This is a genomic window from Polaribacter sp., assembly GCF_965660385.1.
GTDB lineage: Bacteria > Bacteroidota > Bacteroidia > Flavobacteriales > Flavobacteriaceae > Polaribacter.
The window spans coordinates 36,686-52,711 of record NZ_CBFHZT010000007.1 but is presented as its reverse complement, the minus strand read 5'-3'; the positions used below and the strand labels follow the sequence as shown (position 1 = coordinate 52,711).

At 30.6% G+C, this 16,026-nt stretch carries 14 protein-coding genes; 12 read left to right on the top strand and 2 right to left on the bottom strand.

The window, feature by feature from the left end:
• Positions 1–101: 101 nt before the first annotated feature.
• Positions 102–2,501: a helix-turn-helix domain-containing protein gene (locus ACTG3V_RS03765; RefSeq protein ID WP_439130799.1), complete on the bottom strand. Its 2,400-nt coding sequence runs from the start codon at positions 2,499–2,501 to the stop codon at positions 102–104.
• Positions 2,502–2,633: 132 nt separating this feature from the next.
• Complete coding sequence (locus tag ACTG3V_RS03760) at positions 2,634–3,134, bottom strand: hypothetical protein (protein ID WP_439130798.1); 501 nt, start codon at positions 3,132–3,134, stop codon at positions 2,634–2,636.
• 262 nt (positions 3,135–3,396) lie between these two features.
• Between ACTG3V_RS03760 and ACTG3V_RS03755 the strand changes: the two genes are divergently transcribed.
• The 12 genes from ACTG3V_RS03755 to ACTG3V_RS03700 all read left to right on the top strand — a co-directional run bounded on the left by ACTG3V_RS03755 (position 3,397) and on the right by ACTG3V_RS03700 (position 15,882).
• Positions 3,397–3,678 (top strand): Sec-independent protein translocase subunit TatA/TatB, encoded by a 282-nt coding sequence (locus ACTG3V_RS03755; RefSeq protein WP_439130797.1) that lies wholly within the window; start codon positions 3,397–3,399, stop codon positions 3,676–3,678.
• A gap of 96 nt (positions 3,679–3,774) precedes the next feature.
• Positions 3,775–4,062 carry a hypothetical protein gene (locus ACTG3V_RS03750; RefSeq protein ID WP_439130796.1) on the top strand — a complete coding sequence of 96 codons (288 nt, stop codon included), beginning with the start codon at positions 3,775–3,777 and terminating at the stop codon, positions 4,060–4,062.
• A gap of 109 nt (positions 4,063–4,171) precedes the next feature.
• Positions 4,172–4,678 carry a ferritin gene (locus ACTG3V_RS03745; protein ID WP_439130795.1) on the top strand — a complete coding sequence of 169 codons (507 nt, stop codon included), beginning with the start codon at positions 4,172–4,174 and terminating at the stop codon, positions 4,676–4,678.
• Between the two features lie 334 nt (positions 4,679–5,012).
• A complete protein-coding gene (locus ACTG3V_RS03740; RefSeq protein WP_439130859.1) occupies positions 5,013–6,170 on the top strand; it encodes a homogentisate 1,2-dioxygenase in 1,158 nt (385 codons plus the stop codon).
• 35 nt (positions 6,171–6,205) lie between these two features.
• A complete protein-coding gene (locus tag ACTG3V_RS03735; RefSeq protein WP_439130794.1) occupies positions 6,206–6,565 on the top strand; it encodes a four helix bundle protein in 360 nt (119 codons plus the stop codon).
• A 47-nt stretch (positions 6,566–6,612) separates the two neighbouring features.
• Complete coding sequence (gene hppD / locus ACTG3V_RS03730) at positions 6,613–7,773, top strand: 4-hydroxyphenylpyruvate dioxygenase (RefSeq protein WP_439130793.1); 1,161 nt, start codon at positions 6,613–6,615, stop codon at positions 7,771–7,773.
• Positions 7,774–7,930: 157 nt separating this feature from the next.
• Positions 7,931–8,176, top strand: a complete 246-nt coding sequence (locus ACTG3V_RS03725) for a hypothetical protein (RefSeq protein ID WP_439130792.1) — start codon at positions 7,931–7,933, stop codon at positions 8,174–8,176.
• Positions 8,177–8,209: 33 nt separating this feature from the next.
• A complete protein-coding gene (locus ACTG3V_RS03720; RefSeq protein ID WP_439130791.1) occupies positions 8,210–9,127 on the top strand; it encodes a tryptophan 2,3-dioxygenase family protein in 918 nt (305 codons plus the stop codon).
• A gap of 103 nt (positions 9,128–9,230) precedes the next feature.
• Positions 9,231–10,001 (top strand): DUF3108 domain-containing protein, encoded by a 771-nt coding sequence (locus ACTG3V_RS03715; protein ID WP_439130790.1) that lies wholly within the window; start codon positions 9,231–9,233, stop codon positions 9,999–10,001.
• A 98-nt stretch (positions 10,002–10,099) separates the two neighbouring features.
• Positions 10,100–11,368: a peptidoglycan DD-metalloendopeptidase family protein gene (locus ACTG3V_RS03710; RefSeq protein ID WP_439130789.1), complete on the top strand. Its 1,269-nt coding sequence runs from the start codon at positions 10,100–10,102 to the stop codon at positions 11,366–11,368.
• A gap of 3 nt (positions 11,369–11,371) precedes the next feature.
• The gene (pgi, locus tag ACTG3V_RS03705) at positions 11,372–12,940 is read left to right on the top strand and encodes a glucose-6-phosphate isomerase (protein WP_439130788.1); all 1,569 of its coding nucleotides are present in this window, start codon (positions 11,372–11,374) and stop codon (positions 12,938–12,940) included.
• 215 nt (positions 12,941–13,155) lie between these two features.
• Positions 13,156–15,882: a TonB-dependent receptor gene (locus ACTG3V_RS03700; RefSeq protein WP_439130787.1), complete on the top strand. Its 2,727-nt coding sequence runs from the start codon at positions 13,156–13,158 to the stop codon at positions 15,880–15,882.
• The last annotated feature ends 144 nt before the right edge of the window (positions 15,883–16,026 follow it).

The window sequence follows — 16,026 nt, the reverse complement described above, 5'->3', positions numbered from 1 at the left end:
AATTAATTCTAAGATTTCTCAATCGCTGAAAAGCTCATTTCGAAATGACATTCTGATGATGAATTATTTGTAGTTAAAAAGAATAAAATCAAGAATTAATTCTAACGCTCCATAGACAACAAAACCATACGCAACTCCATAAAAGTAAAAGATTTATCTACTTTTTCTTTGAGTTCTGTAAGATTTTTAAACTCTACTTCTTCTATTTGATGAATGATTTTTTTATAACGTTTTAATTCAATCAACTCTAAAATATCAACATCACCTGTAGGAATAAACGTCATTAAATGACTTTGAATGGTGTTTAACGTTAAGCTACGTTCTTTGGCAATTTCTTTGGGTGATAAGCCTGATTTGAACAACTCAAAGGTAATTTGTTTGGTGTTTTTTTTATCTTCTTTTTTCTGTTCATTGAATTTGTTAATACCATTTTCTTTGCAATAGGTTTCAATGACTTCTAAAATTTCTTCACCATATTTTTTCACGCGAATTTTTCCCATTCCAGAAATTTTTAGCAATTCTTTTTCTGTTCTCGGTAAAGCATCACACATTGCATATAAAGTTTCTTGTGTAAAAATTTGAAACGCTGGTATGTTTTCTGCAATTCGAATTTCGTCTCGTAACTCGCGTAATTTTAAAGCCAATAAAGGGTCTTTTCTGGTCGATAATTTTTTCTTCTTTTTAGGTTCCGTTTTTTGTAAAACGGAATCTGCTCTAACTTGTAAATATTCTTTTACCTTAAAAGCATTTGTCATTTTCTCTAAAGCAAATAACTTTTCTTCTAATTTTTCTTGTAAAGCATCAAACTGTTTCGAAAAGTCTTTTTTTACAGCTTTGTTATCTGTAGAAAATTGAATCGCATCCAAAGGTTTTTGAATGTTATTTTTAGTATGATTTAAAAAATAAGCTACGCCTTTTGTAAATCGTTCTTGAATTTGAGAACTATTTTCTGGCAGCACATTGTCTTCTGAGAGAGTATTCAACTGATTTTTAAATCCGTTCGAAATCTTCATTAAAGCAACAACTCCATCATCTTTTATAGTTTGTAAATGATCGATAACATCACCTTTTATAGAAGTTTGATTTTTGTAAAAAATGTCAATCAAACGCGTTGTAGGGTATAAAAAAGGTTGATAATCAAACAATTCTGCAATTAAATTCAATTGAAACTCTTTTTCTGATTGCAATAATTCTTTTTCATCAGGATGATTCTCTTCTACACTTTGATTAAAAGAACTTACTGTGCTATCATTAATAATTGCATTGCTAGAAATTGGAGTTTTTAGCACCAAACCTTCTAAAGAAGTACACCTACTCAACGCCACATAAGTTTGTCCGTGAGCAAAAGAAGCTTCTGCATCTATAATTGCTTTTTCAAAAGTCAAACCCTGACTTTTATGAATGGTAATTGCCCAAGCCAATCGTAATGGAATTTGAGAAAAAGAACCAATTACATCTTCTTTAATTTCTTTTGTTTCTTCGTTGATGGAGTAATTTACATTGTCCCAATTTTCTCTTTCTGTAACAATTTCGTCAACTTCATTGGCACACTGAACGGTTACATTTTGGCTAGAGATATCAGTAACGATTCCTATTTTACCATTAAAATATCTTTTTTCTGGTGATGAATCATTTTTAATAAACATTACTTGTGCCCCAATTTTAAGTTCTAATTTTTCGTCATTAGGAAAAGAGTTTTCATTAAACTTTCCAGAAACATCAGCTTCAAAAAAGTAGCTTTTGTTTTTGAGTTTATTCAGTTCAGATTCGTTGATTAAATTGGCTCTTTTATTATGTGTGGTTAGTGTAATATAACCATCTTCTTTATCTGGCGAAAAGGTTGGATTGTAACGTTCGTTTAAAATTTTTGCAGATTGTTCAGATAAATTATCGTTTCTAATTTCATTTAAAATGGTAATAAAAGCTTCATTTTTTTGACGATAAATATGTTTTAATTCGATAGAAACAACATTGGCTTCTTGAAATGCTTTTGAACTAAAAAAATAAACGGTTTCATAATGATTTCTTAGTAAACTCCATTCATTTGGTCTAACCACAGGTGCTAATTGTTGCAAATCTCCAATCATTAATACTTGTGCACCACCAAACACTTTATTACGGTTTTTATAACGTCTCATCACTTGATCTATACCATCTAACAAATCTGCACGAACCATAGAAATTTCATCGATAATTACTAAATCTAACGATTTAATAATATCAATTTTTGTTTTAGAAAATCTTCGCTGTTGGTTGTTTTGTGTTTGATTTGGTAAAATTGGGCCAAAAGGCATTTGAAAAAACGAATGAATGGTAACTCCTTTTGCATTAATAGCTGCAACACCTGTTGGCGCAACAATTACCAATCTTTTTAAAGATTCATTTTTAATTTGATGTAAAAAAGTAGTTTTTCCTGTACCTGCTTTTCCTGTAATAAAAAGGTTTCTAGCTGTTTTATCAATAAAATTAATAGCAAGTTCTAATTCAGGATTTTTGAGCATTTTTACTTTTTGATGCAAGGTAAACAATCAAAGAAAAAGTAAAACAAAAATGTAATGATATTTAGGTTTTCAAGATATCAAAAAGCAAAAAATACTAAAGGTTTTAGGCAAAAAATTTAAATTAATTATTTTCTAAATAGACCTTTTTAAATGTAAAAGTTTATTAGTAGCACGAATATATTTGTTGTAAATAAAATCATACTGAATCAATTCTTGAAAGTTGTATGGGTTATCATTTTGGCTTCCCACTATTTTATCACCATTAACTAATTTAAAGTTTTTTACATAGTGTTCATTATTTCCATGATCTTTAATAGCAATTGCGTCTTTAAAATTTTTAACTTGTATGTTTTCTTGAGCTAATAATTTTTTTCTTCCTGTAGTTTTATCAACGATAAATACTTTAGTTTTGATATTACTGCCACCTCTAATTTTTTTGATGATACTAGTTTCTACATCAAAATTAAAATCAGAAGAAGGTCTGCACTCAAATTGATGCATTGAAAGCACTTTATCAATGTTAATACTCTTTAAATTTAGGGCTGATTCTAAAGGTTTTGTTTCTTTTTTGTTAAAAGATAATGCACAGATAACAATTACAGCTAAAGCTATACTTTTAAGTAGGGGTTTCATAATTAGGGGTTTAGGGGTTACTACTTACAAAGGTACACTTTTTTCTAAAAAAAACAAATTGTTTAAAAAATAAAAAAAAAGCATTTGAAATTATATAAACTATTTATAAACAGTTTTTTATAAAATAAGTTGATTTCAATTATTTTAACAAAATGACTTTAAAAAAGGAAGCTATAAAAACAGCTTTTAAATTTTGATTGACTGATTTTTAGTGTCATTAAATTAAATTAGTTACAGAATAACTATTATCTTTGTTTCATCTATGAATACAATTTTTTTATTTATTGGTGCACCAGAAATATTTGTAATTATGTTAATTGTTGTTATGGTGTTTGGTGCAGATAAAATACCTGATATTGCTAGAGGATTAGGGAAAGGAATGCGTCAAGTAAAAGATGCTACTAACGATATTAAAAGAGAAATTAACAATACTTCTAAAGAACACAATTTAGATACCAATATTGCTAAAGATATTAATAAAGAAATTAATGGCGTAAAAGATGATATTGACGATTTTACAGGGCCAATTAAAAGAAATATGTAGTTTTTTATTTAATCATTTAAATTATCTAAAATCTTAGCCTAAATTAATTTATAAAATTATTTTTATTTATTCTAAATAAATGTTTATTTTTGTACTGTGAGCGTTTTTACAGGCATACAATTCAATATAAAACTAGAACAAATTACGTTTTGCAACTATCAATTAAAGATAGATGATAAAGTAATGTCGCTTACTTTTCCACAATTACTACAATTAAGAAATAAAGTACAAACTTTAACTAGTTTAGATAGTTTAGAACACATCATTCAAAACGAAAACTTTGTGCTCTTATTTATTGCAGATAGAAAACATTTAGAATTTTTTGAGGTTCCAAAATTGTTAGATTTAAAAGAAGAAATAGAACTCTGTTTTTGCAACTATTAGCATTTCGATTATCACCTTTTTTCTTTTATTTAGATTACATTTAAATATAAATTTTAGTATAGATATAATCTGTTTTATTTGTAATTTTGTATAGTAAATATTGATAATTATGAAAACAGCCATAAGAAGACAAATGACCATACATCCAGAAGTGATGGATTTGTTAAACGACCAAATAGCACTAGAAATGCATGCATCTGCTTCTTATTTAGCAATGGCATCTTGGTGCGACCAACGTGAACTTTTAAATAGCAAAGCTTTTTTTTACAGGCAAGCAGAAGAAGAAAGAGCACATGGTATGAAAATTTTCAACTTTGTAAATGATGCTGGAGGCGCAGCAATTTCGCCTGCAATACCAGAAGTAAACAATGATTTTGAAGGGTTAAGAGAAATTTACGAAAAATCTTTAGACCAAGAAATTGGGGTTACACAATCTATTTATAAATGTTTTAGCAAAGCAAGAAGCGTAAACGATTTTGCATCGGAAGTATTTTTGCAATGGTTTGTAAATGAGCAAGTAGAAGAAGAAGATACTGTAAGAAGTATTATTGATATATTCGATTTAATGGGAGATATGCCATTAAAAATGATAGACGAAAGATTACCAACAGAATAAAAAGTATCAGCAAAAAATATATAAATCCGAAACAACATTGTTTCGGATTTTTTTTACTCAAATTTAAGTGAACGGATTTCAAAAAATCTTATCGATACAACAAATCCCATCCTACTCTTAACAAAACTTTCTGATGTACTTTTTGTATCTTTGTTACACAACGAAATCGATTGAGATGTTTTTAGAGTTACTCATACACTTAAAATTTTTAATAAAACGCAATCCAGAATGAAGTTTCTTTCTGTCATTCCTGCTAAGGCAGGAAACTCGAAAATAAGAAAGAACAATCATTAACAAGATTCCTGTTTTTACAGGAATGTCAAAAAAGAACAATATGCCTTTTTATCATAAATTAGGAGAAATCCCACCCAAAAGACACACACAGTTTCGTAAAAAAGACGGCAGTTTGTATTACGAACAACTCTTTGGTACCATTGGTTTTGATGGAATGTCTACAAATTCTTATCACGAACATAGGCCAACAATGGTCAAAGAAATTAGAAAACAATATTCTGTAAAACCAAAAATTGCCAAAGCAAATAATATACAATCTTATCGCTTTCGCGGATTTCAAGTAAAACCAGAAAACGATTATTTAGAAAGTAGAAAAGTGGTGCTAACCAATTCTGATTGCAACATCATTTTAGCAGCTCCAAAAGAATCAACAAAAGATTATTTTTATAAAAATACAGATGCAGATGAGGTAATTTTCATCCACAAAGGAACAGGAAAATTAAGAACGCATTTAGGAAATATCGACTTTAAATACGGAGATTATTTGGTAATTCCACGCGGAATTATCTACAAATTAGATTTTGATGACGAGAATAATCGTCTTTTTATTGTAGAATCTTACAGTCCAGTTTACACGCCAAAAAGATACAGAAACTGGTTTGGTCAGTTATTAGAACATGCGCCTTTTTGTGAACGCGATTTACGCAGACCACAAGAATTAGAAACGCATAATGAATTGGGCGATTTTACAATCAAAGTAAAAAAACAAGGCGAAATTATAGAAATGATCTATGCCTCACATCCTTTTGATGTAGTAGGTTACGATGGTTATAACTTTCCCTATGCATTTTCAATTCACGATTTCGAACCCATTACAGGTCGTATTCATCAACCACCACCAGTGCATCAAACTTTTGAAACCAATGCCTTTGTAATTTGCAGTTTTGTGCCACGTTTGTATGATTATCATCCGCAATCAATTCCTGCACCTTACAATCATAGTAATATCGATTCAGACGAGGTTTTGTATTATGTAGATGGCGATTTTATGAGCAGAAACGATATCGAACAAGGTCATATTTCTTTGCATCCTGCAGGAATTCCACATGGTCCACATCCAGGAGCTACAGAACGCAGTATTGGTAAAACAAAAACCGAAGAATTAGCAGTTATGGTAGATACTTTTAAACCTTTACAAGTTACAGAAGAAGCCATAAAAATTGCAGATGAAGCATATTATAAATCTTGGTTGGAGTAATTAGAAAAGAGAATCAAGAAAAAAGAATAAAGAGAATGGAAAAAAGGAAAAGACATAACTACAAAAATTTAAAGATTTGGAATTTAGGAATCGAAATTGTAGATGATGTTTATTCTATAATAGGAGAGTTTCCAAAAGATGAAAGATTTGGATTAATATCTCAAATAAGTAGGTGTTCAGTTTCTATTACAAGTAACATTGCAGAAGGTTCATCAAGAACAGATAAATCTTTTTCTCATTTTATTGATATTTCTCTTGGGTCATCATATGAATTAGAAACACAATTAATAATAGCTTTTAAAAGAAAGTATATAACAAAAGAACAATTAACAAAGATTGAATTGAAGATTCAAGAATTTCAAAAAATGACAATGGGCTTTCAAAACAAACTTTAAAAGTCTTTTTTCTTGTCTCTTTTTTCTATCTTCTATACAAAATACAGATGAGTAAAAAAATAGAATCAGTCAATTACGGATTAGAAAAAATATTCGAAGGAGCACAAGATTTCCTTCCATTGTTAGGTACAGATTATGTTGAATTTTATGTAGGGAATGCAAAACAAGCGGCACATTTCTACAAAACAGCATTTGGGTTTCAATCGCATGCCTATCGTGGTTTAGAAACAGGATCTAAAGATTCTGTAAGTTATGTGTTAACCCAAGACAAAATCAAGTTAATGCTCACAACTCCTCTTAATAGTAAATCTCCAATTAACGATCATATTGTAAAACATGGCGATGGTGTAAAAGTAGTAGCACTTTGGGTAGAAGATGCCAGAAAAGCGTATGAAGAAACCACTTCAAGAGGCGCAAAATCGTACATGGAACCCAAAGTAGAAAAAGATGAACATGGAGAAGTGGTTAGAGCAGGAATCTATACTTATGGAGAAACTGTGCACATGTTTGTAGAACGTAAAAATTACAAAGGTGCATTTTTACCTGGCTTTAAAAAATGGGAATCCGATTACAATCCGCCAATTGCAGGTTTAAAATACATAGATCACATGGTGGGTAATGTAGGTTGGAATCAAATGGATGTTTGGGTAAAATGGTACGAAGATGTAATGGGTTTCGAAAACTTTTTATCTTTTGATGACAAGCAAATTCATACAGAATATTCAGCATTAATGAGTAAAGTAATGTCTAATGGAAATGGACGCATAAAATTCCCAATAAACGAACCAGCAGAAGGAAAAAAACGTTCGCAAATAGAAGAATATTTAGATTTTTACGAAGGTGCAGGTGTACAACATATTGCTGTTGCTACAGATGATATTGTTGCTACAGTAACACAATTACGCTTAAATGGAGTAGAGTTTTTATCTACACCACCAGAAGAATATTACAAAGCTGTTCCTGGTAGATTAGAAGAATTTAGCCACGAATTAAGAGAAGATATCGAAAGTTTAAAAGCTTTAGGAATTATGATAGATGCAGATGAAGAAGGCTATTTGTTACAAATTTTTACAAAGCCAGTAGAAGACAGACCAACTTTGTTTTTCGAAATCATTCAAAGAATGGGAGCAAAAGGTTTTGGTGCAGGCAACTTTAAAGCACTTTTTGAATCCATAGAAAGAGAGCAACAAAAAAGAGGAACACTTTAACATAATCAATTTTTATCAAGCTAATTTAGCTTTGTATTAGGTAAGAGTTCTTTTATAAAAAAAAGAACGGTTCTAATATTTTTTAATACTTTTATCTATTAACTGTGCTTTTTATAACTTTACTAATTATAAACAAATACTAAATAAAAGATATTTAATGAATGAAGCTACCAAAAAAATAATAAAAGATATTAGAGAATTGGCTAAAACATCCGATGAAACTGAGGTTGAAATTATGGAAAATATCAATAGCTATTTTAACAAAAGAGCTGTAAAAACTATAGTTAGGCTATACAAAAGAAGAAAGGCAAATGTTTTAGATCTTTGTAAAGATTACCGAGTATCAACAAAAAAATTATATCAAATTCTTAGAGAAAACAATGTTGAAATTGATCGAAAATAAGATATAATAAGATTTCTAGAATTAGATAATCACATGAATAGAGACGAAATTTTAAAAGCCATAGAAGAAAAGTATGACAAACTGGGCGTTCCTGTAGACGCCATGTTAGAAGGTTTATTGCATAGTACTCCTATTACTTATTGGGATTATATTCAGACAGATGCGCTTTTAGGATTACAAACGCCAAGAACCAATCAACCTGATGAAATGGTGTTTATCATGTACCATCAAGTAAATGAATTGTTGTTTAAAATGATTCTTTGGGAAATTGAGCAAGTTGCAAAAGCAATTAAATTAACTGCTGATAAATTTTCGATGCATTTAGGCAGAGTAAGTAGATATTTTGATATGTTGTGTAGCTCATTTACAGTGATGACAGATGGAATGGAGCGTGAACAATATCTCAAATTTAGAAATACCTTAACACCTGCAAGTGGTTTTCAGTCAGCACAATACAGAAAAATTGAGTTTGCATCTACAGAACTCATCAATTTAATAGATGCACGTTATAGAGATACGATTGATAGAAACTCTTCTTTTAGAAATGCCTACAACCATTTGTATTGGCAAGCCGCAGGAAAAAATTATACAACAGGGCAAAAATCAACCTTATTAAATCTTTTTGAAAAAAAATACATGGGAGATTTTATCGACTTTATGGAAGATTATAATGACATCAATCTATCATTAAAATTTAAACAATTACCAAAAAAAGTACAAGAAAACCAAGATTTAATAAAAGCAATGCGTCATTACGATTATACTGTAAATGTAAAATGGGTGATGGCTCATTACAATGCAGCTGCAAAATATATTGGTGGTAACGATTCAGAATTGCAAGCAACAGGTGGTAGTAACTGGCGAAAATACATGCACCCTAAATATCAACGAAGAATTTTTTATCCTTATTTGTGGAATACAGAAGAATTAGCCAATTGGGGTAACTTTTAATCTTCTTAAAATTATATTAAAAAAGTAAGTTCTTATACATTAAACCATTCTTTTCCACTTTTGGAACGCATTTTGTCATTCCTTTTTTATAAGTTTGATATTTATGAAAAAGTATATCTTTTTATTTTTCGCGTTATTTTATTTTTCACTTAGCCAAAGTCAAGAAAAAAAGCCAGCATTTAAAAGTGGTGAGTGGTTACGTTATAAGATGAGCTACAGTGGGTTTTTACGAGCAGGATCAGCAATATTAGAAGTTCAAGAAAAAGAGCTTAATGGTAAAAAAGTATTTTACACTAAAGGTACAGGCTGGACCTCTGGTATGATTAAATGGTTTTTTGAGGTAGATGATTTATACGAATCTTATTTTGATAAAAATGTAATAAAACCCTATGTATTTAAAAGAAAAATAAACGAAGGGGGTTATAAAAAACATAGAATTACAACATTTAATTACGATTCAAAAAAAGCATATGTGCAAGATTTTACCAATCAAAAAGACACTTCTGTTGCTTTTAAAAACGTACAAGACATGTTATCTTCCTTTTATTATTTAAGAAATACAGACACAAAAAACTTAAAAAAAGGAGAAGAATTAGCGTTAGATATGTTTTTAGATAGTAAAGTATATCCGTTTAAATTACGATTTTTAGGTAGAGAAATCTTGAGAACAAAATTCGGAAAGGTAAAATCTTTAGTGTTTAGACCTTTAGTTGAATCTGGTAGAATATTTAAAGAACAAGAAAGTGTTACCATTTGGATTACAGATGATGACAATAAAATACCCATAAAAATGCAAGCTTCACTTGCTGTTGGCTCTTTACGAGCAGAATTAGAGGCTTATAAAGGCTTAGCAAATTCATTTAAAAAGCTCTAAAAAAAATTAACGAAACCGTTTGATGAACTTATGGTATTAGTTTTAAAATAAATCAATTTTATTTGTACTTTTGAAATTGATTAAAACAGCCATTTTCATTGAAAAAAACACTTATTTTTTTAGCTTTTATTATTTCTTTTTCATCCTGTAAAAAAGAAGCACCTAAACCCGTAATCGTTAAAAAAGAAGCGCCCAAACCAGAAATTAGATTTGGGTATAAAATTGATGATTATAAGGTAATTCAAGATACGATTAAAAGTGGTGAGAGTTTTGGTATTATTTTAGACAGGCATCATGTAATGTATCCTAAAATAAACGAAATCGCCACTGTAGCTAAAGATACTTTTGATGTTAGAAGAGTTAGAGCAGGCAAGCCCTATACAATTTTAGCCAGTAAAGATTCTACTGAAAAAGCTCAGGTTTTTATTTATAAACACGATAAAATAAATGCCACAATTCTAGATTTTAAAGATTCTACAATTACAGCAAAACACTACAAAAAGCCCATTAAAATTGTAGAAAAAGTTGCCAATGGCATTATCAATGCTAACTTTACTTTTTCTATGGATAGTTTGGGATTAAGACCAAATTTAACTTACCAAGTGGCAGATATTTATGCTTGGACCTTAGATTTTCTAAGACTTCAAAAAGGAGACAAATTTAAAATAGTGTACGAAGAAAAGTTTATTGATGACACAACTTTTGCGGGTTATGGTAAGGTAAAATCAGCAGTATTTAATCATAATGGAAAGGATTTGTACGCTTTCCGATTTTTAGCAGATTCCATTTTAAATATTCACGAGTATTATGATGAGAATGCAAAAATGCTAAGAAGTCAGTTTTTAAAAGCTCCTATAAAATTTCAATATCGAATTTCGTCAAGATACAATTTACGCAGAAGAATTGCGTATTATGGCAACAGAGTAAAACCTCACAGAGGTACAGACTTTGCAGCCAAAATAGGTACACCAATTATAGCAACTGCAAATGGTACAGTTGTAGAATCTACCAGAAGAGGTGGTAATGGAAAGTTTGTTAAAATAAAACACAACAACACCTATTCTACCCAATATTTACACATGAGAAATCAGGCCGTAAAAAAAGGGCAATATGTAAAACAAGGAGATGTCATCGGTTATGTGGGTATGACAGGTAATACAGGAGGGCCACATGTTTGCTATCGTTTTTGGAAATATGGCAAACAAGTAGATCCATTAAAGGAAAAATTACCAGCAGCAAAACCCATGAAAAAAGAGATTAAACCCACTTTTTTTAAATTCATACAACCACTAAAATATCAATTAGATTACGACAGAGTTCCTGTAGAGGAGCCTGCCGAAGTTAATGAAATCATAGCAAAAAACTAAAAAATGGCTTTACCAAATCACAACCCAACTAAAACACAATCTTGGCAAAAACTAGCAAATCATTTTAACGATATTCAAAATATCACAATAAAAGATTTGTATAAAGACGAAAATAGAGTAAATGACTTCTCTTTACAATTTGATGATTTATTAGTTGATTTTTCTAAAAACAGAATCACCAAAGAAACCTTAGATTTACTGTTAGAACTCGCAAATGAAGTCGAACTTAAAAAAGCGATAGAAAGTCAATTTTCTGGTGAAGTTATTAACGTTACCGAAGGCAGAGCAGTTTTACATACCGCATTAAGAAGTACATCAGAAGAGCCAGTTTTAGTAGATGGTAAAAACATAAAACCACAAATACAAACCGCTTTACGAAAAATAAAAAGCTTTTCTAACAAAGTGATTTCTGGAAAATGGAAAGGGTATACTGGAAAATCAATAACAGATGTTGTTAATATTGGTATTGGAGGTTCTGACTTGGGACCAGATATGATTGTAGAATCACTTAAATTTTATAAAAATCAATTAAATACACATTTTGTTTCTAATGTAGATGGTGATCACGTTTCTGAAATCATTAAAAATTTAAATCCAGAAACTACATTGTTTGTAATTGTTTCTAAAACATTTACTACGCAAGAAACCATTAGTAATGCAGAAACTATTAAAAATTGGTTTTTAAAATCAGCAACTATTTTTGATATTCCAAAACACTTTGTGGCAGTATCTACAAACTTAGAAGCTGTAGATAGTTTTGGTATCGATAAAAAGAATGTTTTCCCAATGTGGAACTGGGTAGGTGGTCGTTTTTCTTTATGGTCTGCTGTAGGTTTGTCTATCAGTTTATCTATAGGTTTTGATAATTATAGAGCTTTATTAGATGGTGCAGAAGAAATGGATAATCATTTTAGAAACGAAGATTTCGAGAATAATATCCCTGTAGTTTTAGCATTAATTAGCATTTGGTACAACAATTTTTATTTCGCTGAAACAGAGGCTGTTTTACCATACTCACAATATTTAAAGAAACTTCCAGATTATTTACAGCAAGCCATTATGGAAAGTAATGGTAAGGGTGTAGATAGAAATGGCGATAAAATAGATTACCAAACAGGCACCATAGTTTGGGGTAGCACAGGTACAAATATGCAACATGCTTTTATGCAATTGGTGCATCAAGGTACAAAGTTAATTCCTGCAGATTTTATTGGCTACAAAGAATCTTTGTATGGTTTAACAGATCATCATAAAAAGTTAATGGCAAATTATTATGGACAAATGGAAGCTTTAGCTTTTGGTAAAACTAAAGAAGAGGTGCATTTAGAATTACAATTTTCTGGTGATGAAGATAAAATTAACCAATTACTACCCTTTAAAGTTTTTGAAGGTAATAGACCAAGTACAGCAATACTTTTCGATAAGCTTACACCTAAGTCTTTAGGTAAGCTAGTAGCGATGTACGAACATAAAATCTTTACTCAAGGTATTTTATGGAATATTTATAGTTACGACCAATTTGGAGTAGAATTAGGTAAGGAATTGGCTAAAAAATTATTGAACAAACAATAGATTTAAGTATAACAAATCTATTTATCAAAATGTTTACGAAAAAGAGCAATTTTGTTAACAAATAGGGTAAAATATAAGTGTTTGATTTTAAATGGCTCAGGGCTGTTTTTTATAAATTTACAGTCTTAATTTCTTGTTAAAATTTAACGTTAAATTAACAAAACAATCAGGCAAAAGATGGACTTTTGCCAAACATTCAATAAACAAATTAAATAATGAAAAATTTTAAAAACTTATTACTTGTTGCGTTATTATTTGTATCGGCTACAGTTTTAGGACAAACTAAAATTACTGGAACTGTTGTTGACGAAACAAATCAACCAATGCCTGGAGCAAGCGTTCTAGAAAAAGGAACTAAAAATGGAACTGACACCGATTTTAACGGTAAGTTTACATTAAAAGCTTCTGCAAATTCTGGTACTCTTGTAATCTCTTACATTGGTTACAAAACTAAAGAAGTTGCTTTTTCTTCTTCTTCTGTTGGAACTATTAAATTAGAGTTAGGAAACTCTTTAGATGAAATTGTAATTACTTCTGGTGTAATTGATATTGCAAAAGAGAGAGAAACTCCAATTGCTGTATCTACAATTACTCCTCAAGAAATTTCGTTGAAAGTAGGTAACCAAGAATTCCCAGAAATTATGAACAATACACCAGGTGTGTATGCTACTAAAACTAGTGGTGGTTATGGAGATTCTAGAATTTCATTAAGAGGTTTTGATCAAAGTAACACTTCTTTCTTAATCAATGGTCAACCTGTAAACGATATGGAAAACGGTTGGGTGTATTGGTCTAACTGGCAAGGTTTAACAGATGTTGCTTCTGGTATCCAAATTCAAAGAGGTTTAGGAGCATCAAGATTAGCTGTTCCTTCAGTAGGGGGTACAGTATCTATTTTTACCAAAGCTGCTCAGAAAACTCAAGGAGGTTCTTTCTTTCAAATGGTTGGTAATGATGGTTACTTAAAAACAGGAGCGTCATACAATACAGGTACTAACGATAAAGGTTGGGCATTCTCAGTATTGTTATCAAGATGGGAAGGAGATGGTTATGTAAACAATACTTCTGGTGAAGGGTATACGTATTTTGCTGCTGTTGGTTATGAACCAGAAGGATCAAAATCAAAATTTAATTTATCTTTCTTAGGCGCAGGTCAGTGGCACCACCAAAGAGATGTTTGGGTTTCTATTAGAGACTACCAAAACTTTGGAGAAAGTGGTATTGATAGAAGATGGAACTCTAATGGAGGTACTTTAAATGGTGAAGAATATAACTTAAGAAGAAATTTCTATAACAAACCTTTAGCTACATTCAACTGGGATTGGGAAATTTCTGAAAACTTAGAATTAAATACTTCTCTTTATGGCTCTTGGGGTCGTGGAGGTGGAACAGGTCCTAGAGGAAATAACTTTAGAAATGCAACTTTAGATATCTTACCTTTTAATAGAGATTTAACAGAGCATTATAATGAAAATGGTAGAGGTGCAAGAAATGCAGATGGTACAATCAATTTTGATGCATTAGTAGCAGAGAACAGAGCTTCTACTTCTCCATATACTGGGTCTGTTGGTGATTACGCTGGTCAGTTAATTGGTTCTAATGGATTTAGAGACGATAATGTAAATAGAGAAGTTTTGGTAAGAAGAGCTTCTATGAACTCTCATGACTGGTATGGAGGTATCTCTAGTTTAGATGCAACTTTTGGAAAATGGAATGCTTCTATTGGTGTAGATTTAAGATCTTATAGAGGTTATCACTATAGAGTATTAAACGATTTATTAGGTTTAGACGGTTATTTTGCTACAGGTGATGAAAATTCAGCTGGACAAATTATAAATCATACAGTTGCAGCTTCTCCATTTAACGATACAGGTTTAAAAACTGTAAAAATGGATTACTATAACGTAGGTGTAGTTGGTTGGCAAGGTGTTAACGGTTTAGTTGAATACAATGACGAAGAGAAGATTACAGCAGTTTTACAATTTGGTGTTTCTAATCAATCTTTTCAAAGAGAAGACTACTTCAATCAACCAGGAAATAACCCAATCTCAGATACTAAAAACATGACTGGTGGTTACGTAAAAGGTGGTGCTAACTATAACTTTAACGAAAAATCAAACGTATTTTTTAATGCAGGTTTTATCTCTAGACAACCATTATTCGATGCTGTTTTTCCAAACTTTGGAAATGCTGTGTCTGATGATTTACAAAATGAACAAATTGTATCTTTCGAGTTAGGTTATGGTTATAAAACTAGTAAATTAGACGTAAAAATTAATGCATACGCAACTACTTGGGGTAACAGATTCTTAGCAAGAAGTTTCCCTATTCCAAATTCTTCAAACTTTGGTACAGCACAGTTTACAGATATAGATGTACAACATAATGGTATTGAAGGTGAAGCTACTTATTTTGCAACCGATAAATTAAAAATTAGAGGTATGTTTTCTTTAGGAGACTGGAGATATACTAAAGATTTTGAATCATCTTTATTTGATGATAACCAAACTTTGGTTGGTACAGGTACTTTATATTTAGAAGATGTTAAAGTTGGTGATGCAGCGCAAACAACTGCAAGTTTAGGAGTAGACTACAACTTAAATGATAAAATTAGTTTTGATGCTAACTATCGTTTTGTAGATGGTTTATATGCAGATTATTCTATCGAAGATTTTGATACTGAAGATAATGATGGTGCTTTAAAATTGCCTTCTTACGGATTAGTAGATTTAGGAGCAACTGCAAGATTTACAATCTTAGGTATGGACTCTTCTTTTAGAGTAAACGTGAATAACGTTTTTGATACTGTATATATTGCAGAATCTAATACTAACATTGCTACTGATGCAAACTCAGTAACTTGGGAAGGTATTGACGTAAGAAATTCAGTTTGGTTTGGTTTCGGAACTACTTGGAACGCAGCACTTAGATTCAATTTCTAAATTAAAAACAAGATTCTTTAATATCAATTAAAGAATAAAATAAAAAAGGGTAGCAATTTTAATTGCTACCCTTTTTACTTTCTTGGCTATCGTATGGTAAAATTTATTTTTGTTGTTTACCTTGGCATATAATTTGAACAAATT